The sequence below is a fragment of the Pseudomonas sp. TE3728 genome (assembly GCF_056279145.1).
The window spans coordinates 2,567,792-2,591,913 of record NZ_JBWBQT010000001.1; the positions used below are offsets into that span (position 1 = coordinate 2,567,792).

20 protein-coding genes and 2 pseudogenes are annotated in these 24,122 nt (G+C 58.6%); 8 read left to right on the plus strand and 14 right to left on the minus strand.

Annotation, left to right across the window (positions count from 1 at the left end):
- Positions 1-97: 97 nt before the first annotated feature.
- The 5 genes from ruvC to ACZ89R_RS11020 all read right to left on the minus strand — a co-directional run bounded on the left by ruvC (position 98) and on the right by ACZ89R_RS11020 (position 4,242).
- The gene (ruvC, locus tag ACZ89R_RS11000) at positions 98-622 is read right to left on the minus strand and encodes a crossover junction endodeoxyribonuclease RuvC (protein ID WP_008147379.1); all 525 of its coding nucleotides are present in this window, start codon (positions 620-622) and stop codon (positions 98-100) included.
- Positions 623-777: 155 nt separating this feature from the next.
- A complete protein-coding gene (locus ACZ89R_RS11005; RefSeq protein ID WP_429545793.1) occupies positions 778-1,524 on the minus strand; it encodes a YebC/PmpR family DNA-binding transcriptional regulator in 747 nt (248 codons plus the stop codon).
- A gap of 123 nt (positions 1,525-1,647) precedes the next feature.
- Positions 1,648-3,423: an aspartate--tRNA ligase gene (aspS, locus tag ACZ89R_RS11010; protein WP_008072428.1), complete on the minus strand. Its 1,776-nt coding sequence runs from the start codon at positions 3,421-3,423 to the stop codon at positions 1,648-1,650.
- A gap of 122 nt (positions 3,424-3,545) precedes the next feature.
- The gene (locus ACZ89R_RS11015; RefSeq protein ID WP_010457489.1) at positions 3,546-3,767 is read right to left on the minus strand and encodes an FmdB family zinc ribbon protein; all 222 of its coding nucleotides are present in this window, start codon (positions 3,765-3,767) and stop codon (positions 3,546-3,548) included.
- A gap of 136 nt (positions 3,768-3,903) precedes the next feature.
- Complete coding sequence (locus ACZ89R_RS11020; RefSeq protein ID WP_123495504.1) at positions 3,904-4,242, minus strand: ribbon-helix-helix domain-containing protein; 339 nt, start codon at positions 4,240-4,242, stop codon at positions 3,904-3,906.
- A gap of 464 nt (positions 4,243-4,706) precedes the next feature.
- Here ACZ89R_RS11020 and ACZ89R_RS11025 point away from each other — a divergent pair, with 464 nt between their 5' ends.
- Positions 4,707-5,309: a cold-shock protein gene (locus tag ACZ89R_RS11025; protein WP_007897045.1), complete on the plus strand. Its 603-nt coding sequence runs from the start codon at positions 4,707-4,709 to the stop codon at positions 5,307-5,309.
- Between the two features lie 76 nt (positions 5,310-5,385).
- On the opposite strand, the gene ACZ89R_RS11030 is transcribed toward ACZ89R_RS11025, so the two are convergent.
- The gene (locus ACZ89R_RS11030) at positions 5,386-5,592 is read right to left on the minus strand and encodes a SlyX family protein (protein ID WP_050683199.1); all 207 of its coding nucleotides are present in this window, start codon (positions 5,590-5,592) and stop codon (positions 5,386-5,388) included.
- Positions 5,593-5,595: 3 nt separating this feature from the next.
- Positions 5,596-6,021, minus strand: coding sequence for an HIT family protein (locus ACZ89R_RS11035; RefSeq protein ID WP_032830486.1), 426 nt, complete (start codon positions 6,019-6,021; stop codon positions 5,596-5,598).
- An 899-nt stretch (positions 6,022-6,920) separates the two neighbouring features.
- Here ACZ89R_RS11035 and ACZ89R_RS11040 point away from each other — a divergent pair.
- Positions 6,921-8,249, plus strand: a complete 1,329-nt coding sequence (locus ACZ89R_RS11040; RefSeq protein WP_429545792.1) for an OprD family porin — start codon at positions 6,921-6,923, stop codon at positions 8,247-8,249.
- A 143-nt stretch (positions 8,250-8,392) separates the two neighbouring features.
- Here the strand turns inward: ACZ89R_RS11040 and ACZ89R_RS11045 are convergent, their stop codons facing one another.
- Positions 8,393-9,235 (minus strand): mechanosensitive ion channel family protein, encoded by an 843-nt coding sequence (locus ACZ89R_RS11045; RefSeq protein WP_123495511.1) that lies wholly within the window; start codon positions 9,233-9,235, stop codon positions 8,393-8,395.
- A gap of 136 nt (positions 9,236-9,371) precedes the next feature.
- Complete coding sequence (locus ACZ89R_RS11050; RefSeq protein WP_007906601.1) at positions 9,372-9,857, minus strand: YajQ family cyclic di-GMP-binding protein; 486 nt, start codon at positions 9,855-9,857, stop codon at positions 9,372-9,374.
- 140 nt (positions 9,858-9,997) lie between these two features.
- On the opposite strand from ACZ89R_RS11050, the gene ACZ89R_RS11055 reads away from it, so the two are divergent.
- From ACZ89R_RS11055 to ACZ89R_RS11065, 3 genes and pseudogenes are all read left to right on the plus strand, one after another.
- A complete protein-coding gene (locus ACZ89R_RS11055; RefSeq protein WP_429545791.1) occupies positions 9,998-10,915 on the plus strand; it encodes a putative 2-dehydropantoate 2-reductase in 918 nt (305 codons plus the stop codon).
- A 45-nt stretch (positions 10,916-10,960) separates the two neighbouring features.
- Positions 10,961-12,997: a sensor histidine kinase gene (locus ACZ89R_RS11060; protein WP_429545790.1), complete on the plus strand. Its 2,037-nt coding sequence runs from the start codon at positions 10,961-10,963 to the stop codon at positions 12,995-12,997.
- 2 nt (positions 12,998-12,999) lie between these two features.
- Positions 13,000-13,582 (plus strand): annotated as a pseudogene (locus tag ACZ89R_RS11065) (cob(I)yrinic acid a,c-diamide adenosyltransferase).
- A gap of 113 nt (positions 13,583-13,695) precedes the next feature.
- On the opposite strand, the gene ACZ89R_RS11070 reads toward ACZ89R_RS11065, so the two are convergent.
- From ACZ89R_RS11070 to secA, 4 genes are all read right to left on the minus strand, one after another.
- Positions 13,696-14,640, minus strand: coding sequence for a Nudix family hydrolase (locus ACZ89R_RS11070; RefSeq protein WP_429545788.1), 945 nt, complete (start codon positions 14,638-14,640; stop codon positions 13,696-13,698).
- On the minus strand, positions 14,637-15,269 hold the full coding sequence (locus tag ACZ89R_RS11075; protein WP_429545787.1) for a glutathione S-transferase family protein: 633 nt from the start codon (positions 15,267-15,269) through the stop codon (positions 14,637-14,639). Before ACZ89R_RS11075 ends, ACZ89R_RS11070 begins: the two co-directional genes overlap by 4 nt.
- Positions 15,270-15,516: 247 nt before the next feature.
- Positions 15,517-16,734: a bifunctional glutamate N-acetyltransferase/amino-acid acetyltransferase ArgJ gene (argJ, locus tag ACZ89R_RS11080; RefSeq protein WP_429545786.1), complete on the minus strand. Its 1,218-nt coding sequence runs from the start codon at positions 16,732-16,734 to the stop codon at positions 15,517-15,519.
- Positions 16,735-16,855: 121 nt separating this feature from the next.
- Positions 16,856-19,591, minus strand: a complete 2,736-nt coding sequence (gene secA / locus ACZ89R_RS11085; RefSeq protein WP_192343859.1) for a preprotein translocase subunit SecA — start codon at positions 19,589-19,591, stop codon at positions 16,856-16,858.
- Between the two features lie 307 nt (positions 19,592-19,898).
- Between secA and ACZ89R_RS11090 the strand changes: the two genes are divergently transcribed.
- Positions 19,899-20,354: a DUF721 domain-containing protein gene (locus ACZ89R_RS11090; protein WP_123357942.1), complete on the plus strand. Its 456-nt coding sequence runs from the start codon at positions 19,899-19,901 to the stop codon at positions 20,352-20,354.
- Positions 20,355-20,449: 95 nt separating this feature from the next.
- Here the strand turns inward: ACZ89R_RS11090 and ACZ89R_RS11095 are convergent, their stop codons facing one another.
- On the minus strand, positions 20,450-21,937 hold the full coding sequence (locus ACZ89R_RS11095; protein ID WP_123495529.1) for a helicase HerA-like domain-containing protein: 1,488 nt from the start codon (positions 21,935-21,937) through the stop codon (positions 20,450-20,452).
- Between the two features lie 183 nt (positions 21,938-22,120).
- Between ACZ89R_RS11095 and ACZ89R_RS11100 the strand changes: the two are divergent.
- Both ACZ89R_RS11100 and ACZ89R_RS11105 read left to right on the plus strand, forming a co-directional pair.
- Positions 22,121-23,152, plus strand: a pseudogene (locus ACZ89R_RS11100) (HAMP domain-containing protein); the annotation flags it as partial.
- Between the two features lie 93 nt (positions 23,153-23,245).
- Positions 23,246-24,010, plus strand: coding sequence for a methyl-accepting chemotaxis protein (locus ACZ89R_RS11105; RefSeq protein WP_427623017.1), 765 nt, complete (start codon positions 23,246-23,248; stop codon positions 24,008-24,010).
- Positions 24,011-24,122: the final 112 nt, after the last annotated feature.

Sequence of the window (24,122 nt, forward strand, 5' to 3'; positions counted from 1 at the left end):
TTGGCCAGATCAGTGCTGGCGACTGACAGAACAAGGGTTTTGCACCGACAACACAGGCGCAAAACCCTCATTCCATAAAAAATGATTGCTGATGCTATCAGAGACGCAGGCGCCCGCCACGACTGCGTGCTGTGCCCAGACCATGAGGCAACAGGCTGGACCGGGTGTGAGCGTGGCAAATCGCGATGGCCAGGGCATCCGAGGCATCGATTTGCGGCTTGCTGGTCAATTTCAGCATGTGCATGACCATCATCTGCACCTGCTCCTTATTCGCCGCGCCGGTGCCGGTCACCGCCTGTTTGACTTGGGTCGCGGTGTATTCGGCGATTTCCAGGCTTTCCTCGGCACCGGCCACGATGGCAGCGCCGCGGGCCTGACCGAGCTTGAGGGCGGAGTCGGCATTGCGGGCCATGAAGACTTTTTCGATGCCCATGGTCACCGGGCCGTAGGTCTGGATCACTTCGCGCACGCCCCGGTAGACGATTTGCAGGCGCTCGTGCAGCTCGCCGGAGCCCGTGCGAATGCAGCCCGACGCCACGTACACGCAGCCACGCCCGGTATCACGTACCACGCCATAACCGGTGATACGCGAACCGGGGTCGATACCAAGAATTAAAGTCATAACGCCTGCAGAAAGAGATCGCGGTGGCTTGAGGATAACTGTGTAGGAGCTGCCGAAGGCTGCGATCTTTTGATTTTCGATCTTAAAGTCAAAAGATCGCAGGCTTCGCCAGCTCCTACAGGGGCCAAGGGAAGGCTGCGATCTTTATCAATGCATCAACCGAGCTGTGCGGCCACCGACTCCGGGATGTCTGCGTTGGAATACACGTTTTGCACGTCATCCAGGTCTTCGAGCATGTCGATCAGCTTCAGAATCTTCTCGGCGCCTTCCAGGTCCAGCTCGGCACTGGTGGTCGGCAGCATGACGATTTCCGCGTCATCGCCCTTGAAGCCTGCATCCTCCAAAGCGTTGCGCACGGAATAGAAGCCGGCGAACGAGGTGAACACGTCGATTGAACCGTCTTCGTGGGTCACCACGTCATCGGCGTCGGCCTCCATGGCCGCTTCCATCAGCGCATCCTCATCCACGCCTGGCGCGAAGGAAATCTGCCCCTTGCGCTCGAACAGGTAGGCCACCGAACCATCGGTGCCGAGGTTGCCGCCACACTTGCTGAACGCATGGCGAACAGCCGCTGCAGTACGGTTGCGGTTGTCGGTCATGCATTCGACCATCACCGCCACACCGCCCGGACCGTAACCTTCATAGGTCAGTTCGACCATGTCGTCGGTATCGGCAGCACCGGCACCGCGGGCCACTGCGCGATCGATGATGTCGCGACTCATGTTCGCACCCAGCGCTTTATCCAGCGCCAGACGCAAGCGCGGGTTGGAGCCTGGATCACCGCCGCCCTGACGAGCAGCAACCGTCAGTTCACGAATCCACTTGGTGAAAATCTTGCCCTTCTTGGCATCCTGACGTTCTTTGCGGTGCTTGATGTTCGCCCACTTGGAATGACCCGCCATAACTCGCTCCGAATTATCTTTGAAACATTGCCCGCCACGCCATGATGCGCCGGCCAGCAAATAAAAATCTCGACCATTGTATAAAGAAAGGGCGCATCCGAAGATGCGCCCTTCTGGCCAGCCTTACTCAGCTTTAGGCGTTTCGCGCAGACGAATGTGCAGTTCGCGCAATGCCTTGGCATCCACCAGCCCCGGTGCCTGAGTCATGACGCAGGCAGCGCTCTGGGTTTTCGGGAAGGCGATCACTTCACGGATCGACTGGGCGCCGGTCATCAGCATCACCAGACGGTCCAGACCGAAGGCCAGACCACCGTGCGGCGGCGCGCCATATTTCAGGGCGTCGAGCAGGAAGCCGAACTTCTCTTCCTGTTCCGCTTCGCTGATACCCAGCAGGCGGAACACCGACTGTTGCATTTCCTTGCGGTGGATACGGATCGAACCGCCACCCAGTTCGGTGCCGTTCAGGACCATGTCGTAGGCACGGGACAGCGCGGTTGCCGGGTTGGCTTCCAGTTCTTGCGGCGTGCACTTCGGCGCGGTGAACGGGTGGTGCAACGCGGTGAAGCTGCCGTCGTCGTTCTCTTCGAACATCGGGAAGTCGACGACCCACATCGGTGCCCACTCGCAGGTCAGCAGGTTCAGATCGTGACCAACCTTGATCCGCAGCGCGCCCAAGGCTTCGCTGACGATCTTCGATTTATCAGCGCCGAAGAACACGATATCGCCATCAACTGCACCGACGCGATCGAGGATCACGTTGAGGTTAGCCTCAGGGATGTTCTTGACGATTGGCGATTGCAGACCTTCAACGCCTTTGGCGCGCTCGTTGACCTTGATGTACGCCAGGCCCTTGGCACCGTAGATGCCGACGAACTTGGTGTAGTCGTCGATCTTGCTGCGCGGCATGCTTGCCGCGCCTGGAACGCGCAGAGCGGCAACGCGGCATTTCGGGTCGTTGGCAGGGCCGCTGAACACCTTGAAGTCGACTTCTTTCAGTTGATCGGCAACGTCAACCAGTTCCAGCGGGTTACGCAGGTCCGGCTTGTCGGAACCGTAACGACGCATGGCCTCTTCGAAGGTCATGTGCGGGAAGTCGCCGAATTCCAGGTCCAGCACTTCCTTGAACAGGTTGCGGATCATTTGTTCGGTGATACCCATGATCTCTTTTTCATCGAGGAAGCTGGTCTCGATGTCGATCTGGGTGAATTCCGGCTGACGGTCGGCGCGCAGATCTTCGTCGCGGAAGCACTTGGCGATCTGGTAGTAACGGTCGAAGCCGGCGACCATCAGCAGCTGCTTGAACAGCTGTGGCGATTGCGGCAGGGCGAAGAAGCTACCGGCGTGAGTACGGCTCGGCACCAGGTAGTCGCGAGCGCCTTCTGGCGTGGCGCGGGTCAGAATCGGCGTCTCGACATCGAGGAAGCCGTTCTCGTCCAGGAAGCGACGGATGCTGGTGGTCATGCGCGAACGCAGACGCAGCTTCTCGAGCATTTCCGGGCGACGCAGGTCGAGGAAGCGATAACGCAGGCGGGTTTCTTCGCCGACGTCGGAGAACTCGTTGAGCGGGAACGGCGGGGTTTCCGCTTCGTTCAATACTTCCAGCTCGTAGCCCAGCACTTCGATCATACCCGACGCCATGTTGGCGTTGGTGGCACCGGCCGGACGCAGGCGCACCTTGCCGGTGATCTTGACCACGTATTCGCTGCGCACGCGATCGGCGGCGGCGAAGGATTCAGCGCGGTCCGGGTCGAACACCACCTGGGCCAGACCGTCACGATCACGGATATCGAGGAAAATCACCCCACCGTGGTCACGGCGACGGTGAACCCATCCGCAAAGGGTAATTTCCTGGCCTTCCAGGCTTTCGTTCAGTTGGCCGCAATAATGGCTGCGCATCATGGTAGTGGTTTCACTTCTCGTAATTCGAAATTCGGTTGGAGGTCTTGCCGCACCCCCACACTTAAATAAGGTGCCGGATGATGCAAGAGCTCGCGCGTGTCATTCAGCCCGGGTGCTAGACCCTAGTCAGCTTTGTCGCCACCGGCCAGATTCTTCTTGGAACCGGTCTTGAAGTCGGTTTCGTACCAGCCGGTGCCGCTGAGGCGGAAGCCCGGCATGGACAGCATCTTTTTAAGCTCTGGCGCCTGGCAGGCAGGGCAGTCGACCAGCGGTGCTGCGCTGATCTTTTGAATGGCTTCCAACTGATGACCACAGGAAGCACATTGATAGTCGTACATCGGCATGGGGGTTGTCTCGGCGATCAGATTGCTACCGCGCATGCTGGGCTTTGCGGCAAAGGGCGGGATTATATCCATTAAATGCAGCCTGTGCAGCCGTAAGACTGCACAGACCGACACTCGACCCGATCAACCGCCATCGTCAAGCCATGATGGGGCAACTTCCTTCCTTCAGGCTGTGCACGACGCAGACAACCCGCACCAGCCCGGTGAAGTTCTTCACCCCGCCGTGACGCAGATGCACTTCGCGATCCACGTGGGACAACAGCGCACTGACCGAGCAGCAATTGACCTTGGCCATATCACCCAAAATATCCCAATAGACCTGTTCAAGCCGCAAACAGGTCGCAAAGCCATTCAAACGCACTGACCGGGATAATGGCTGGGCCAGGCCCATATCGAATTCGCTGACAAATGAATCAATCCTCACATCCTTGAGTGGACTGACCCTCCCCTCGCTTCGCCTGTCTTGATAAACCATAGCGTTGACACTCCTTTGCCATCCTTGCTGCTTATAAGAGTCATATTCCGTTTCCTTATAAAAGCGCAGGCGCACAGGGATATCTAGATGACTTTATGACCATCGACGTAGGATAAGCCAACAACTGAGGGGAGATCATGGAGCTCGTCCTAGACCGGACGATTTCCTACGAAAACTGACGCAATGTCTTTCAGCGAAACGGCAAAAAGCCGCGCGAAACACAGCCGGCAAATAATACTCAGCAAGCGTCATGCACACAGCGGCCAGCGGGAGTACCGCTGGACTGCCTGATTTGAGTAGCTGCGGGCTTTGCTGTTAAATAGGCAGTGTGTCGCTACCGCCTATTTTCCGGGGGCTGCGCATAGGCTGATAGCGGGAACGTGTCCAACGCCTCTTATTGTTCCGAAGCGAACCGTGCTCCATCAGCTCTTCCTTGTGATCCGTCTTAACGTGAGTTAATCAAAATGTTGAAAATCGTCCACCTGCTAATGGGCGCAGCAGCCTTGCTGCTGTCCTTCATCCCTAGCCTGCGATCCGAAGCGCTACCTTACCTGCAACAACCCGATGCGCTGTACCTGGCCTTTTTCGGCCTGCTCAACCTCACCCTTGCACCTGTTATCCCTTACTGGAACAAAGGCCCGCGTCATCAACTGCAAAACCTGGTCAGCGCCTTGCTGGTTCTGGCTGTGGTATTGCAAACACTGACATTGTTCGCCCCGATGCCTGTCATCGCCGGTCAACCTGCCGTTCTGTTCAGTCTGGTCGTTGCCCTGATCGCCATTCTTTTGCACCTGGCTGTCAGCTTCTACAAATCTTCACCGGCCGCCGCCTCGCCAAGCTATGACATGAGCAACCGCGATACCGGCACCGTCAAGTGGTTCAATACCTCCAAAGGCTTCGGCTTTATTTCCCGTGATTCCGGCGATGATATTTTCGTGCACTTCCGGGCAATTCGCGGTGAAGGCCACCGTGTTCTGGTCGAAGGCCAGCGCGTGGAGTTCTCTGTCATGAACCGTGACAAAGGCCTGCAAGCCGAAGATGTGATCGCCGCCCTGCCGCGTCGCTGATTCCAAGGCTAAAAAAAACCGCGAACAGCCCAGGCTGTTCGCGGTTTTTTTATGGCCTGCTCTTCACTAATGTGGCTCAGTAATGCGGCGGTGGCGCCTCTTCTTCGAAGGACTCGAACTGACCGGCCATTTCCTCTTGCCGCTTGAGCAATGCGGCCATTTGCAGTTGCAGGCGCTCCACTGCGCGTTGCTGCGTCGCCAGCACATCACTCAATGCCTGGATGGTGTCATCCTGGAACGCCAACTGGCTTTCCAGATCGGTAACGCGTTCTTCCAGGCTCATGTTTTAGCCCTCCAGAAACGTGAAGTCATCGGTCAACACCAGACGCAGCCGTTCGCGAATTGTCGCGATCTGCTCTGGACTGTAGGGTTTGGCCGGCTGCTTGCCCCAGACCGGAGCTGGCCAGGCGGCGTCCTCACGCTTGCGCACAATCACATGCATGTGCAACTGGCTGACGACATTACCCAGGGCCGCAACGTTCAACTTGTCCGCATCGAACGAGTCCTTGAGCATTTCCGCCAGTGCGGTGGTTTCCTGCCACAGCTGCTGTTGATCTGCGACATCTAATTGAAATATCTCACTGATATCCTCGCGGCGGGGCACGAGGATGAACCACGGGTAGTTCGAATCATTGGACAACAGCAACCGACAGAGCGGGAAATCGCCGATAGGCAACGTGTCTTGTTGAAGTCGTGGATCTAAAGCGAACACAGCGCACACTCCCCTCTGGTGATCTTTTTTCAGCTTAGCGCCCCATTGCGAATGACGGCGCACCAAGCGACAGGACGGCAGCATACCTGCGAACGCCACACGCTTCACGACGAACTGCCACCTGCTGTGGCCTACGGGCGCCCCGACATGAGCCATTTTGATCCGGTATGCACCATGACAGAACCAGCCGCCGCACAAAAAATGCCGAAATGACCGATAAACGACGGGCCGTTCGAATCCACGACAAAGCGACACTGTGTGAATTCGGTACAACAATTGAAATTTTTTGCACCAAAACCGCACAACGCGTCTACGCTCAGTGCGTCAGCATCCGCTAACTACTCACTGGCGGGGTGAACCGGTAACGTTTTTGGTTGTCGCCCCCACTGGATCGATGTGGTAAACACGATGCGAAGCATGGCGTCAAGCTCAGGTAAAACGAGCTTGAACCCCCCGGTTTTATGAGGTTTTTACAGCAACAGGCAGGCCTTTGGAAAAAAACAGCAACAGAATTCCGATTTGTGCACGCTTGTTGCATTCACACCCGTATCGTCTATAAGCGCTCCGCTGGAAGTGGAAGCCTTAAGACCAATAAAAACAGCGGCAGGGTTGCCCGATGGAGATTCAAGTGCAGGACAAGGGACTCTTTTTTACCGACGCTCAAGCCATGGAAAACAACGTTGAAGTTGTCAGTCCGATTGCGTCGGGATTGTGAATTTGCGACATCTACCCAGCCATTTGCGACAGGGTCGTAAAGAAGCTGAAAGGTTAGATGCGCAAGTATCGCCAACATGGTCGGCGTGATATAAGTTTGCGCCGACACAAAAAGAAAGAGCCGCCCGGATAATAAAACAGGCGGGACGGCAGTACTCTTCTAAAAACCAAAGGAGCAAATCACGATGCGCGTGATGAAGTGGAGCATGATCGCACTGGCAGTTGCAGCAGCAGCCAGTACTCAATTGGCTACGGCCGCACCTTTCGTAAGTGACCAGGCTGAAGCCAAAGGTTTTGTTGAAGACGCCAAGTTCGACTTGCTGCTTCGCAACTATTACTTCAACCGTGACCGCAGAGACGGCGCAAACGACCAGAAAGACTGGACACAGGGCATCTGGGGCAATTTCAGCTCCGGTTATACTCAAGGTACCGTAGGTGTCGGCGTTGATGCATTCGGTTATCTGGGTATCAAACTGGACGGTGGCGACGGCACAACTGGCTCGGGTAACCTGAGCCGCGACTCCCAAGGCCGCAACCACGACGACTTCGGCAAAGCCGGTGCCGCCGTTAAAGTTCGCATCTCCAAAACTGAACTGAAGTTCGGTGAGATGCAGCCAAGCACCTCTCCAGTATTCGCTATCGGCGGTTCTCGTCTGGTGCCTCAAACCGCTACCGGTTTCCAACTGCAGAGCAGCGAAATCAAGAACCTGGACCTGGAAGGCGGTCACTTCTACTCGGCCTCCAGCCAGGATGAGATGAACAGCGATGGCGAACTGTGGGCGAACTACGCCGGCGTTACCGCTAAAACCGCAGACTATGCTGGCGGCAAGTACGGGTTCACCGACAACCTCAGCGCATCGTTTTACGGCGCCCAGCTGGAAGACATCTGGAACCAGTACTACGCCAACCTGAACTACACCATCCCAATGGGTAGCGATCAGTCGATTAACCTGGACGGTAACATCTACAACACCAAAGATACCGGTTCCGCCAAAGCAGGCGAGATCAGCAACACCACGTTCTCGCTGGCTGCTGCTTACTCGTTCCTGAAAGCACACACCGTTACCGTGGCCTTCCAGAAAGTTAACGGCGACGTCCCGTTCGACTACATCGGCGTGGGTGACAACAACCGTGGCGGCGACTCGATCTTCCTCGCCAACTCCATCCAGTACTCTGACTTCAACGGTCCTAACGAGAAGTCTGCTCAGGTCCGTTATGACCTGAAAATGGCTGAGTACGGCGTTCCAGGTCTGAGCTTCATGACCCGTTACGTAAAAGGTTGGGACATCGACGGCACCAACACTCCAACAGGCAGTGCTTACGCCGGCCTGTACGGTGAAGATGGCAAGCACAATGAAACCAACCTGGAAGCCAAGTACGTTGTTCAGACTGGCCCGGCAAAAGATCTTTCCTTCCGCGTTCGTCAAGCATGGCACTTCGCTAATGGCGACCAGGGCGAAGGCGATATCAAAGAGTTCCGTCTGATCGTCGACTACCCGCTGTCGATTTTGTAATTGCCGTTAGCTACTTCGCGGTAATCAAAAAAGGCCCATCTTCGGATGGGCCTTTTTTATTGGCTACAGCATTGTGTTTAACGGTTCAGCTCTTGCAGAACAAGTCTGACCGAAAGGTCAAACATGAATCGAAAGACCGATCATTACACCGTTGCCGATTCCTGCATCACTCGAATAACCCGCTGCGGAAATGGAATATCAATACCGGCAGTCTTCAACCGATCGCGCGATTGCTCGTTAAACATGAACATCACATTCCAGTAGTCAGCGGTCTTCACCCACACTCGCAGGGAAACAGTGATCGAACTATCACCCAGCATGGAAATCACCGCTTCCGGTGCTGGATCAGCCAATACTCGCGGGTCCTTGGCCAGTTCCAGTAACACTTCACGGGCCTTTTGCAAGTCCGCCTCGTAAGCCACACCGACATCAAACACGACCTTGCGGGTCGGTTGACGGTTGGTGTTGGTGATGATGCCATTCGACAGATTACCGTTAGGCACGATGATGGTTTTGTTATCGCCGGTGCGCAGTACGGTGTGAAAGATCTGGATGCTGTCGACCGTACCGGCAACACCTTGAGCTTCGATCCAGTCACCGATGCGGAACGGGCGGAACAACAGAATCAGCACGCCGCCAGCGAAGTTCGCCAGGCTGCCCTGCAACGCCAGACCGATCGCCAGGCCAGCAGCACCGATCGCGGCGACGAACGAGGTGGTTTCCACGCCGATCATCGACGCTACGCTGACGATCAGCAGAACCTTGAGAATGATGTTCGCCAGGCTGCTGATGAAACCTTGCAGCGCCAGGTCGGCATTACGCAACGCCAGCAGGCCGCCGAGTTTTTGCGTCACCTTGTTGATCAGCCACCAACCGATGGCCAGGGTAATCACCGCCAACAGCACGCGACTACCGTATTCCATGATCATCGGAATCCAGGCTTGGGATGCCTTGACCAGATTGTCCACTTCAGTATTCAAATCCATCTACTTTCTCCTGATTTCCGGCCATCCGGCACGCGAAAAATAAGCGGCAGAAAGACCAAACCCGTGAGGGCTCAATCGTTTCTGCCTTTGCTTGGGCCTCGGACGTCGAAAACGCCAAGAGGTTCCGCCTGTAAAATCAGTCGCGGAAGTTGTTGAACTGCAGTGGCATGTCGAACGTCTTGGCGCGCAGGGCTGCAATCGCTTCCTGCAAATCGTCACGCTTCTTGCCGGTAATGCGCACTTGCTCGCCCTGAATGGCGGCCTGGACCTTGAGCTTGGCGTCTTTGACGTGAGCGACGATTTTCTTCGCCAGCTCTTTGTCGATGCCTTCCTTGAGGACCGCTTCCTGCTTCATCAACTTGCCCGACGCGTAGGCATCCTTGACTTCAAGGCACTGCACGTCGATCTTGCGCTTGACCAGAGCCAGCTTGAGGATCTCGATCATCGCTTCGAGCTGGAAATCGGCTTCTGCGGTCAGGTTGACGGTCAGGTCCTTTTCCTTGAACTCGAAGGTGCCTTTGCCTTTCAGGTCATAACGACGATCGAGTTCCTTGACGGCGTTCTCGACCGCGTTGGTGACTTCGTGTTTGTCCAGTTCGGATACCACGTCGAACGACGGCATGTAATCTCTCCAATAAAAAGGCACGCTCGATAACGATGGAGCGCGCTTGGCTTGCGGTTAAAATCGGGCTCATTATAACGGGTCTTTTCCAACCGATACTGCGAGCCTCACATGCCAGCGTCAAACCGAGCAGAAAGTTGATGTCTACCCCTTGGCATATTCTCGGCGCCGGCAGCCTCGGCACCCTTTGGGCCACACGTCTGGCGCGGGCTGACGTACCGGTCAGGTTGATCGTGCGGGACGCGACACGCTTACAGGCCTATCAGACGGTGGGCGGTTTGACGCTGGTCGAACACGGCGAAGCGCAGCTGTATCCGGTGCCCGGCGAAACAGCCGACAGCGACGGGCCGATCAGTCGTCTGCTGGTGGCCTGTAAAGCCTACGACGCCGTAACAGCCGTGGCCCGCCTCGCCCATCGCCTGACACCCGACGCCGAACTGATCCTGTTGCAGAACGGCCTCGGCAGTCAGGACGCGGTTGCCGCGCAGGTGCCTCAGGCGCGCTGCATCTTCGCCTCCAGTACCGAAGGCGCGTTTCGCGATGGCGACTGGCGTGTGGTGTTCGCCGGTCACGGCTACACCTGGCTGGGCGATGCCGGCCATCCGGTAGCGCCGATCTGGCTGGAGGACTTGAGCGCCGCCGGTATTCCCCATGAGTGGAGCACCGACATCCTCACAAGGCTGTGGCGAAAACTGGCGCTCAATTGTGCGATCAACCCGCTGACCGTACTGCACGAATGCCGCAACGGCGGTTTGCAGCAACATCAATGCGAAGTCGCCACCCTGTGCGCCGAGCTCACCGAACTGCTGGAGCGCTGCGGCCAGCCGGCGGCGGCGGAGAACCTCCGGGAGGAAGTCGAACGAGTGATCAAGGCCACAGCGGCCAATTTCTCCTCGATGTACCAGGACGTCGCGAGTCAGCGCCGCACAGAAATCAGCTACCTGTTGGGCCATGCCTGCAAGGTCGCGTCGCGGCATCAGTTGAACCTGCCCCACCTCAGTCAATTGCAGGAGCGCCTGATTGCTCATCTGCGCAGCCTTGGATTGCCCAGCGACTGAGCAGCGGCTACGCTGGCCACTTGTTCCTTTTCAGCGATGAACCTGATGCCATTGCGCCAGCGCCTTGAAAACCTTCCAGTCGGCCAGAAATTGCTGGCCGCCCTGCTGGTGCTGTTGACCACCGTTTTGCTGGTCGCCAACCTGACCTTTATCAGCGCCGCCTATTACATCTCCCAGGAAAGCATGGCTCCCCAGGCCTTGCAGACCATCGGCCGACTGGTGTCCAACCCAAGCCTGATCTCCGACGCCTTGAAGTCACCGCAAACCGCCCAGCGTCTGCTCAACGAGCTCAACAGCTATACACCGTTGCGTGCAGCAGCGCTCTATGACGGCAAAGGTGTGCTTCTGGCGCAGCTGCAGCAGGGCGACGAGCTCCATCTACCGAAGCATTTCCGGCATCTGGAAGCCTGGCAAGCCACCGAGTTTCGCAGCAATCAAGTGATCACCCTGCCCCGCCCCGGTACCGCGCCGGGGCACTTGCTGCTGGTAGCCAGCAGCGAATTGCCGATGGCATTCTACACCGGGACCCTGACCGCCAGTTTGGGGATTCTGATCTTCAGCGTGCTGTTGTGGCTGGTGATCGCCCGGCAGATCAAACGCCTGATTACCCGGCCGATCCATCAGCTCGAAGAGTTGTCCCGGCAAGTGACCCGGGAAGAGAACTACGCCCTGCGCGCCTCTCGCGGCAACCACGACGAAATCGGCAGCCTCGCCGAAGCGTTCAACACCATGCTCTCGCGCATCGAGGCCCGGGAGCAGCAGCTCAAGCGCGCCCGCGATGATTCCCAGGCCGCTTACGACCAGGCTCAGGGGCTGGCCGAAGAAACCCGTCACACCAACCGCAAGCTGGAACTGGAAGTTCAGGTGCGCAGCAAGATCGAAAAGAAACTCACCGGTTTCCAGAACTACCTCAACAGCATCATCGACTCCATGCCGTCGGCCTTGATCGCCCTCGACGAGCAGCTCTACGTAACCCAGTGGAATCAGGAAGCCAGCGCCCTGTCCGGCACGCGCCTGGACGAAGCCTTGAACCAACCGATCTTCCTCGCCTTCGAACCGCTCAAACCGTTCCTGCCGCAACTCAGGCAAACCGTCGAGCAGCACACGGTGGCGAAGATTGAACGGGTTACCTGGCTCAAGGACGATGAACCCAAGCATTACGCCCTGACGTTCTATCCGTTGATGGGCGGTGCCGGGCGCGGTGTGGTGATCCGGATCGACGACATCACCCAGCGTCTGTCCCTGGAAGAAATGATGGTGCAGTCGGAAAAAATGCTCTCGGTCGGCGGCCTCGCCGCCGGCATGGCCCACGAAATCAATAATCCACTGGGTGCAATCCTGCACAACGTGCAGAACATTCGTCGGCGTCTGTCACCCGATCTGCCGAAAAACCTCGAACAGGCCGAGCAACTGGGCATTGAGCTGGAAACGGTCAACCAGTACTTGAAAGCTCGCGAAGTGCCGCAATTACTCGATGGCATTCAACAGGCCGGCGCCCGGGCAGCGAAAATCGTGACGCACATGCTCAGCTTCAGCCGCCGCAGCACCCGGCAGATGGCGCCTTGCGATTTGCCGGCGCTGATCGATCAAGCGGTGGAGATCGCCGGCAACGACTTCGACCTGGCCATCGGTTTCGACTTCAAGGGGCAGGCGATCATTCGGCAGTTCGATCCGGCACTGGGCCCGGTGCCCGGCACTGCCAACGAACTGGAACAGGTGCTGCTCAACCTGCTGAAAAACGCCGCGCAAGCCATTCACCAGCGCCCGGACGACCGCGAACCGGGGCGGATCATTCTGCGTACAAAACTGAACCCGCCATGGGCGGAAATTCAGGTCGAAGACAACGGCATCGGCATGAGCGAGAACGTGCGCAAACGTACGTTCGAGCCGTTCTTCACCACCAAGGAAATCGGTCAGGGCACCGGCCTTGGGCTTTCGGTCTCGTACTTCATCATCACCAACAACCACAAGGGCCAGATGGAAGTGCAATCGACGCCGGGCCAAGGTACCTGTTTCACCTTGCGCCTGCCGTTGTCAGGCACTCCGGTGGTCTCTCAAGAACTCAATCAGCTGTCGAGGTAACCATGGGCTTTCGCTTGTCGAAGATTTACACCCGCACTGGCGACAAAGGCGAAACCGGGCTCGGCGATGGCCGCCGGGTGCCCAAGGACCATCCGCGCATCGAGGCCATTGGCGAAGTCGATACGCTGAACAGCCAGGTGGGTGTCGCTGTTGGCCGGGTTGGCGGCGCAAAGTGATACGTATCCGGGGTTGAACGAAGTGATCGAGGTGTTGGCGCCCTGCCAGCATCGGTTGTTCGACCTGGGTGGCGAACTGGCGATGCCGGTTTATCAGGCACTGAACACGGCGGAAGTCGAGCGGCTGGAAGCGGCGATCGATGTGTGGAATGAAGAGTTGGGGCCGCTGGAGAATTTCATTCTGCCCGGCGGTTCGGCGTTGATCGCCCAGACTCACGTATGCCGCTGTCTGGCGCGCAGTGCCGAGCGGCGCTGTCAGCAGTTGAATGCGATCGAGCCATTGGCCGGGGTTGGCCTGGCGTACATCAATCGGTTATCGGATTTGTTGTTTGTGGCGGCGAGGTTGATTGCCAAGCGTCAGGGGATTGCCGAGATTTTGTGGCAGCCGGCGGCGAAACCCGGGATTTAATCGGGGCGTCCGAAGACGCCATCGCGAGCAGGCTCGCTCCCACATCGAGGTGTACACAAATCCAATGTGGGAGCGAGCCTGCTCGCGATAAGGCCAGCAGCAACACCGCAGAATCAGGCCTCAGGCCAAAACGCCCGAATCCCCGCCACACCCTGCGCCCCTGCTTCCCAGGCTTTCTGCCGCTCTGCCGGGCCAACCCCTCCCAGCAAAAACACCGGTTTGCTGAAGCCCTCGATCAAAGTCGAAGCCTGCTCCCAACCCAATGGCAGAGCATCCGGATGAGTCTGCGTCGGCTGCACCGGCGACAGGGTCACGAAGTCCACGCCCATTTGCTCGGCCAACGCCAGTTCTTCAGCATTGTGGCAAGACGCTGCCAACCAGCGTGACGCCGGTAGCGGACGCCCGGCCGCCGCGTACTTGCGCAACTGCTGCGATGTGATGTGCCAACCGGCGGACGGGAAGTCCCCCAGCCATTCAAACGGCCCCTTGATCATCAACTGCGCCTTGCCGGCACACAGCCCCGCCGCATCCACCGCCAGATCGCGGTATTGCGGGTCGTAGCCGTTGGGTGCACGCAACTGAATCAGCTTGATGCCGCCAGCGATGGCTTTCTGGATACCGCGCAGCAAGGCCGGGGTTTCCAGGCCCTCCGGGGTGATCAGGTAGTCGCCGGGCAAGCGTGCAGCGGCGACGATCGGCTGGTTGGCGGCCGGAAATTCGTAATCCACCAGTTCCCGCGCGGTCACCCAGGCCAAAGGCTGGCCTTCGGCGCCATGGGGTTCGCCGGTAAACGCCGAGACCTCCCAGACATCCAGCAACACCTGCTTGTCCGGGTAATCGTGGCGGACCTTGATCATCGGTCGCGCTGTGTTGACCACAATGCCTAACTCTTCGTGAAGCTCACGAGCCAGGGCCATCTCGACGGATTCGTCATCCTCGACCTTGCCACCGGGGAACTCCCACAAACCGCCCTGATGCTGAGTGTCGGCACGGCGGGCAATGAGGATCTTGCCGCTGCTATCGCGGATAACCGCGGCTGCTACATGGACTCGTTTCACCGCTCTATTTCCTCCAGACCCGCCTTCCGCCAAGCCTTGAAGGCTGGCCATTGGTAGATGGTTTCGACATAGGCCGCGTCGGCCTCGGGCAGTTTTACCTGATAGGTGCGCAGGCGTACGGCGATCGGTGCAAAAAACGCATCGGCCAGGGTCGCGCCGCCAAACAGGAACGGGCCGGTTTCAGTCGCGGCGGCGCGACATTCAGCCCACAACGCCAGCATGCGCTCGATTTCAGCCTGAACCTCAGGCGGGGTCGGCGACAGTGGCGCATCGTGGCTCAGGTCGAACGGCATGTTGCCGCGCATGGCGAAAAAACCGCTGTGCATCTGCGCACACGCCGAACGCGCCTGGGCACGGGCGGCAGTGTCTTTGGGCCAGAGCCCGGCATCGGGGAATTGTTCGGCCAGGTATTCGGCAATCGCCAGGGAATCGGCGACGGTGCCGTGTTCGGTTTTCAGCAGCGGGACTTTCCCGGTTGGCGAATGCTTGAGCACGCGCTCGCGAGTGTCCGGCTGGTTCAGCTTGATCAGTTCTTCGGTGTAGGACGCGCCGGTCAGGTCAAGGGCCAGTGCGGCGCGCAGGGACCAGGAGGAATGCAGTTTGTCGCCGATGATCAGGTGGAGGCTCATGTTCGGGACCTTTTTATGAAGGAAACAGGCCAGCCTATGCAGCGACTGGCAGACCGTCATCGCGAGCAGGCTCGCTCCCACATTTGATCCTGCCGAACACAAATGTCGTATTCACTGGAGATCTATTGTGGGAGCGAGCCTGCTCGCTCCCATATTTGATCCTGCCGAACACAAATGTTGTATTCACTGGAGATCTATTGTGGGAGCGAGCCTGCTCGCGATTGCAGCGACTCGGTCTAACGAGTGATCAAGTACGGTACTCAGCGTTGATCTTCACGTATTCGTGGGACAGGTCAGTCGTCCAGATGGTTTCGCTGCAATCACCGCGCCCCAGTTCGATGCGGATGGTGATTTCTTCCTGCTGCATCACCGCCGCGCCCTGGGCTTCGGTGTAGGTGGCAGAGCGAGCACCACGGCTGGCGATGCACACGTCGCCGAGGAACACGTCGATCTTGCTCACGTCCAGATTCGGTACGCCGGCACGGCCCACGGCGGCCAGAATGCGGCCCCAGTTCGGGTCGGAGGCGAACAACGCGGTCTTGATCAGCGGCGAGTGGGCCACGGTGTAACCGACGTCCAGGCACTCCTGGTGATTGCCGCCGCCGTTGACTTCCACGGTGACGAACTTGGTCGCGCCTTCGCCGTCGCGCACGATGGCCTGGGCCACGTCCATGCAGACTTCGAACACCGCTTGTTTCAGCAAAGCGAACAGCGGACCGCTCGCTTCGGTGATTTCTGGCAGTGCTGCCTGACCGGTGGCGATCAGCATGCAGCAGTCGTTGGTCGAGGTGTCGCCGTCGATGGTGATGCGGTTGAACGACTTGTTGGCGCCGTCCAGCAGCAGGTTTTGCAGCACATCGCGCGAGACTTTGGCGTCGGTGGCGATGTAGCCGAGCATGGTCGCCATGTTCGGACGAATCATGCCCGCGCCTTTGCTGATGCCGGTGACGGTGACGGTCACGCCGTCATGCTGGAACTGGCGGCTGGCACCCTTTGGCAGGGTGTCGGTGGTCATGATGCCGGTAGCGGCGGCTTCCCAGTTATTCACCGACAAATCGTCGAGGGCGGCTTGCAGCGCGCCTTCGATTTTTTCGACCGGCAACGGCTCGCCGATCACACCGGTGGAATACGGCAGCACCAGGCTTGCATCGACGCCAGTCAGCTCAGCCAGTTTGGCGCACGTGCGCTCGGCGGCTGCCAGGCCAGGTTCACCGGTGCCGGCGTTGGCATTGCCGGTGTTGGTCAGCAGATAACGTACCGGGCCTTGCACGCGTTGTTTGGCCAGGATCACGGGAGCGGCGCAAAAGGCGTTCAGGGTGAACACGCCCGCGACCGTGGAACCTTCGGCACAGCGCATGACCACGACATCTTTGCGCCCCGGGCGCTTGATGCCGGCCGAGGCGATACCGAGTTCAAAACCGGCAACCGGGTGCAACGTTGGCAAAGGACCAAGACCAACAGCCATGAATGCGCTCCTTAATAAATGATGTCTGCACCGCCGTCGGGGCGTCGGTGGTTTAAATGGCAAAACGCCGCGACGGCATAAGCCGGTCGCGGCGCGGGTATTTCAGCGTATGAAACGGGGTTTACTGGATCTGCCCGTGGCAATGCTTGAACTTCTTGCCCGAACCGCAGTAGCACAGCTCGTTACGGCCCAGCTTCTGCTCGTTGCGCACCGGTGCGGTGGCGAGGGCTACATCGACCTCTTCACCCAACACTTCCGGTTGCTCCAGGCCAGGGGCTTCGTCGTGCTGGAACTGCATGCGCGCAGCCAGTGCTTCGGCTTCCTGACGCAGGCGAGCTTCTTCTTCGATCGGATCTTCGCGGCGAACCTGAACGTGCGACAGCACACGGATCGAGTCGCGCTTGATCGAATCCAGCAACTCAGAGAACAAGGTGAACGACTCGCGCTTGTATTCCTGCTTCGGGTTCTTCTGCGCATAACCACGCAAGTGGATGCCGTGACGCAGGTGATCCATGGTCGACAGGTGGTCTTTCCACAAGTCGTCCAGTACGCGCAGCACGATTTGCTTCTCGAAGGTGCGCAGTGCTTCGGCACCGGCCTGGTCTTCTTTCTCGTTGTACGCGGCGATCAGCTCGTTCATCAGCTTTTCGCGCAGGGTCTCTTCGTAGAGGTGATCGTCTTCGTCCAGCCATTGCTGAATCGGCAGCGCTACACCGAAGTCGCTCTGCAACGCCGCTTCCAGACCGGCCACGTCCCACTGCTCTGGCAGCGATTGCGGCGGAATGTGCGCGCTGACGGTTGCGTTGAGCACGTCCTGACGGAAATCGGCGATGGTTTCGCCGATGTTGTCGGCGGCCAACAAACTGTTACGCATGTGATAGATCACTTTACGTTGTTCGTTGTTGACGTCGTCGAACTCGAGCAGTTGTTTACGGATGTCGAAGTTGCGGCCTTCAACCTTGCGCTGAGCCTTCTCGATGGCGTTGGTCACCATGCGGTGCTCGATCGCTTCACCGGACTGCATGCCCAGCGCCTTCATGAAGTTCTTCACCCGGTCAGAGGCGAAGATGCGCATCAGGCTGTCTTCCAGCGACAGGTAGAAGCGGCTGGAACCGGCGTCGCCCTGACGACCGGCACGACCGCGCAACTGGTTGTCGATACGGCGCGATTCGTGACGCTCGGAAGCGATCACCTGCAAACCGCCCGACTCCAGCACTTGCTGGTGACGTTTCTGCCAGTCGGCCTTGATCTGGGCAATCTGCTCAGGGGTCGGGTCTTCCAGCGAAGCGACTTCCACTTCCCAGTTACCGCCCAACAGGATGTCGGTACCACGACCGGCCATGTTGGTGGCGATGGTCAGTGCGCCCGGACGACCGGCCTGAGCAATGATTTCGGCTTCTTTTTCGTGGAACTTGGCGTTCAGAACCTTGTGTTCGATGCCTTCCTTCACGAGCAGGCTGGACATGTGCTCGGACGTTTCGATGGTGGCAGTACCCACCAACACCGGACGGCCCTGAGTCATGCATTCCTTGATGTCGTTGATGATCGCCGCGTATTTCTCTTCGGCGGTCAGGAACACCAGGTCATTGTAGTCTTTACGCGCCAACGGTTTGTTTGGCGGGATGACCATGACCTGCAGGCCATAGATCTGGTGGAATTCGAACGCTTCGGTGTCTGCGGTACCGGTCATGCCGGACAGCTTGTTGTAAAGACGGAAGTAGTTCTGGAACGTGGTCGACGCCAGGGTCTGGCTCTCGGCCTGGATGTTCAGGTGTTCCTTGGCTTCGATGGCCTGGTGCAGGCCTTCGGACAAACGGCGACCCGGCATGGTACGGCCGGTGTGTTCGTCGACCAGTACGACCTGACCGTCCTGCACGATGTATTCGACGTTGCGATTGAACAGTTTGTGCGCACGCAGACCGGCATAAACGTGGGTCAGCAGACCGAGGTTATGCGCCGAATACAGGCTCTCGCCTTCAGCCAGCAGGCCGACGCGGGTGAGCATGTCTTCGATGAACTGGTGACCGGCTTCGTTGAGTTCGACCTGACGGGTCTTCTCGTCCACGGTGTAGTGGCCAGCCTTGGTGACTTCGCCTTCGACTTCTTCGACGTGCAATTCCAGCTGCGGGATCAGTTTGTTGATCTCGATGTACAGCTTGGAGCTGTCCTCGGCCTGACCGGAGATGATCAGCGGGGTACGGGCTTCGTCGATGAGGATGGAGTCGACTTCGTCGATCACGGCAAAATTGAGTTCGCGCTGGAATTTTTCTTCCATGCTGAACGCCATGTTGTCGCGCAGGTAGTCGAAACCGAATTCGTTGTTGGTGCCGTAGGTGATGTCGGCGGCGTAGGCGGCACGCTTCTCTTCCGGCGGCTGGAATGGCGTGACCACGCCGACCGTCATGCCGAGGAATTCATAGAGCGGACGCATCCAGTTGGCGTCACGGCGGGCCAGGTAGTCGTTCACCGTCACAACGTGCACGCCCTTGCCGGACAGTGCGTTGAGGTAAACGCCCAGTGTTGCCACCAGGGTCTTGCCTTCACCGGTACGCATTTCCGCGATCATGCCTTCGTGCAAGGTCATGCCGCCGATCAGCTGGACATCGAAGTGGCGCATACCCATGACGCGCTTACCGGCTTCGCGGGCGACCGCAAAGGCTTCTGGCAGCAGCTTGTCGAGGGTTTCCCCTTTGGCGAGGCGGGCCTTGAACTCGTCTGTCTTGGCACGCAATTGATCGTCCGAAAGGGCCACCATTTGCTCTTCGAAGGCATTGACGAGCTGCACCGTCTTGAGCATGCGTTTGACTTCACGCTCGTTCTTGCTTCCAAAAAGTTTCTTTAACAAAGGCGCAAACATATCGGCAGGATCTTCCACACTAAAGGGATGGAGGGCGGCCCCGTGAGTCGCCCGTGCAGCCCTCATGGCCGCATGCGAACGAGTATTCTACCCGGAAACGATGGTGAGGAAAGTGGCGTTATTCCACGATGCATGCACTGCGCTATGACGGGGCTCACTTAAAATAAGGGCATTTTGCTGAACTTCAACCCATCAAGGGCACAAGTTACTTGTTGATTTAATGGGTAAAGCGCTCGCAAAGCAATGGGTCGGGGGCAGCGGGTGCTTTCTGTTACCATGGCCGCTCTGTTACTTCAGGTGTCTGATCATGGCATTTCGCCCTCTCACGGCCAGAGCACCCGCCGTTCTGCTTCGCGAAGCCAAACCGCTGAAAGCCATTTTTGGCCACGCTCAACGCCTGGGTCATTTACAACGTCTGGTGGAAAGTCAGTTGCAGCCAGCAGCCCGCGAGCATTGCCATGTGGCGTCGTGGCGCGAAGGCAGTTTATTGCTGATTGTCACCGACGGCCATTGGGCCACCCGCCTGCGTTATCAACAAAAGCGTCTGCAACGGCAGTTACAGCTGTTCGACGAGTTCGCCAGCCTGACGCGGATTCTGTTCAAGGTTCAACCGCCTACCGTTCAGCAAGGGGCTGCGGGGCATACGATAAATTTGTCGACCGATGCGGCGGCGACCATTCAGGCGACGGCTGACGGGATTACCGACCCGAACCTGCGGGCGGCGCTGGAGCGGTTGGCGGCGCACGCCAAACCCAAGGTTTAAAAGCAAGATTATTTAAAAGCAAGATCAAAGGATCGCAGCCTTCGGCAGCTCCTACGCGCCTGTGGGCGCCGCCGAAGGCTGCGATCTTTTGATTTTCAGCGGCGTTTGCTGCCACCGAGCAAAGACCCCATCAACCCGCGTACCAATTGTCGGCCCAATTGATTCGCCGCCTGTCGCATCGCTGATTTCAATGCCTGGCCTGCCGCTGTGCCGAGGAATTCCCCGGCCTGCTCGGTGAAACTCGGCTCTTCAGGTGCAGGTTTGCCCGGCGCGGCTTCGGGCTCCGGCGCCAGGCCTTTGCGCCCCATCAGCACTTCATAAGCCGATTCGCGATCGACCGGTTTGTCGTAACGCCCCTTGAACGGCGAACCGGCGATCAGCACGGTGCGCTCGGTCTCGGTCAGCGGGCCGATCCGCGATTGTGGCGGTGCAACCAATACACGCTGGACCATCCCGGGTGTGCCCTTGTCCTGCAAGGTGCCGACCAGCGCCTCGCCGATCCCCAACTCGGTCAACACCGACAAGGCTTCAAATGCCGGGTTCGGCCGGAAACCGTCGGCCACCGCGCGCAGGGATTTCTGCTCTTTGGCGGTAAACGCGCGCAAACCGTGCTGAATGCGCAGGCCCAGTTGAGCCAGTACATCATCGGGCAAGTCGCCCGGCGATTGGGTGACGAAATACACGCCCACGCCTTTCGAGCGAATCAGTCGCACCACTTGTTCCAGACGCTCCTGCAACGCCTTGGGCGTACCGGCGAACAACAAGTGCGCTTCGTCGAAAAACAGCGCCAGCAGCGGTTTCTCGGCATCGCCACGCTCCGGCAGTTGCTCGAACAGTTCGGCCAGCAGCCAAAGCAGGAACGTCGCATAGACCTTCGGCGCTTCGTGCACCAGACGGCTGGCATCGAGCAAGTGAATGCGCCCGCGACCATCCACGGCCGGTTGCAACATGTCTTCCAGTTGCAGCGCCGGTTCGCCGAACAACGCTTCAGCGCCTTGCTGTTCCAGCGTTGCCAAACGGCGCAACAGCGCCTGGCTGGAACCGGTGGTCATCAGCGCCGCGTCATCCCCCAGCAGTTCGGGGCTGTCGCGCAGGTGATTGAGCAGCGCCTTCAAGTCCTTCAAGTCCAGCAGCAGCAACCCTTCACGGTCGGCCACTTTGAACGCGGCATAGAGTGCCGACTGCTGGCTGTCGGTCAGTTCCAGCAGGCTGCCGAGCAGCAACGGCCCCATTTCGCTCAAGGTTGTGCGCAGTGGATGACCCGATTGACCATTAATGTCCCACAGGGTCACCGGATACGCCTGAGGCTTATGGTTCAGCCAAGGCATGCCGGCGATCCGCTCGGCGACTTTGCCTTGAGGGTTGCCGGCAGCGCCCAGGCCGCACAGATCGCCTTTGATGTCCGCCGCGAACACCGCCACGCCGGCGTCGCTGAAGGCTTCGGCCAGGCGCTGCAAAGTGACGGTTTTACCGGTCCCGGTAGCCCCCGCTATCAACCCGTGACGGTTGGCCAGGCGCATGGCCTGGGCGATGGACTGGCCCGCGAGGTCGGCGCCGATAACGAGTTGCGATGAATCAGGCATTTTGTCACCCATGGTTAATCTTTGATCCTTCATGGCCGATAACAAGCGAGAGACCAGACTGAAAATAGCGTCGGTAATCCCCTAAGGAGAGGTGGAAATATCAGCTTACTTTCAACACTGCCCATTTTGCGCGCCTTTATAAAAGCACGCCCTGGACATTAAGACTTTAGCGGACCCCAAGCCATGAATAAAAATCTGCGCTTCAGCCATAAAATACTGCTTGCCGCCGCCCTCATCGTTATTGCTGCCTTCGCCTCGTTCACGTTGTACAACGACTATCTGCAGCGTAATGCGATACGCAACGACCTGGACAACTACCTGCAAGAAATGGGCAGCGTAACAGCCAACAATATCCAGACCTGGCTGGCCGGACGTAGCCTGTTGATCGAAAACCTGTCACAAAACGTCGCCCTGAACGCTGACATCGGTAACGTCTCCTCGCTACTTGAGCAGAAGGCCGTGACCTCGACCTTCATGGGCGCTTATCTGGGCAACAAGGATGGCACCTTCATCATCCGCCCTGACAGCAAGATGCCCGACGGCTATGACCCTCGCGCCCGGCCTTGGTACAAGAGCGCCCAAAGCACCGGCGGCTCGGCACTGACCGAGCCATACATCGATCTCGCGTCCGGTCAACTGGTCATTTCCATCGTCAACAGTGTGCTCAAGGACGGTCAAAGCATCGGTGTGGTCGGTGGCGACTTGAGCTTGCAGGTGATCGCCGACAGCCTCAACGCGCTGGACTTCGACGGCATGGGTTACGCCTTCCTGATCAGCGCCGATGGCAAGATCCTGGTTCACCCGGACAAAGCCCTGGCGATGAAGTCCCTGAGCGAGGCGTACCCGAAAAACACCCCGCGCATCAGCAACGAACTCAGTGAAATCGACGTCGACGGCAAGACCCGCATCGTCACGTTCACTCCGATCAAAGGCCTGTCTTCGGTCAATTGGTACATCGGCCTGTCGGTGGATAAAGACAAAGCCTTCTCGATGCTCAGCGAATTTCGCGCCTCGGCGGTCGTCGCAACCATAATTGCGGTGGCGATCATCATCGCCTTGCTCGGCATGCTGATCCGCTTGCTGATCCAGCCACTGCACGTCATGACCCGCGCCATGGAAGACATCGCCGACGGTGAAGGCGACCTGACCAAGCGCCTGACCATCCAGAATCAGGACGAATTCGGCATCCTCGGCACGGCGTTCAACCGTTTCGTGGAACGGGTTCATACCTCGATCCGCGAAGTGTCCTCGGCCACCGGCCAAGTCAACGAAGTAGCCCTGCGTGTGGTGGCCGCCTCGAACTCGTCGATGTTCAATTCCGACCAGCAAGCCTCGCGCACCAGCAGCGTTGCCGCGGCAATCAACCAACTCGGCGCCGCGGCCCAGGAAATCGCCCGCAACGCCGCACAAGCGTCAAGTCAGGCCAGCGACGCGCGCAGCCTGGCCGAAGATGGCCAGCAGGTGGTGGATCGCAGCATTGCCGCGATGAATCAGCTGTCGACCATGCTCAGCGCCTCGAGCACCAACATCGAGTCGCTGAACAGCAAAACCGTGAACATCGGGCAGATTCTCGAAGTCATCACCAGCATCTCCCAGCAAACCAACCTGCTGGCGCTGAACGCCGCCATTGAAGCGGCACGGGCCGGTGAAGCCGGGCGCGGTTTTGCCGTGGTGGCCGACGAAGTGCGCAACCTGGCGCACCGCACACAAGAGTCGGCGCAACAGGTGCAAACCATGATCGAGGAGCTGCAAGTCGGCGCCCGGGAATCGGTCAGCACCATGAGCGACAGCCAGCGCCACAGCCAGGACAGCGTGGAAATCGCCAACCTGGCCGGCGAACGCTTGAACAGCGTGACGCTGCGCATCGGCGAAATCGACGGCATGAACCAGTCCGTGGCCACGGCGACCGAGGAACAGACGGCGGTGGTTGAATCGATCAACGTGGACATCACCGAGATCAATACGCTGAACCAGGAGGGCGTGGAAAACCTGCAATCGACGTTGCGGGCATGCTCGGACCTTGAACAGCAGGCTTCGCGATTGAAGCAGTTGGTGGGTAGTTTCCGCATCTAGAGCCTGATTACGGACACTGTGGCGAGGGAGCTTGCTCCCGCTGGGTCGCGAAACGCCCCCAAAATCGGGATCAAAGGTGTGTCAGATTGAACACACCGGCTGATTTGCGACT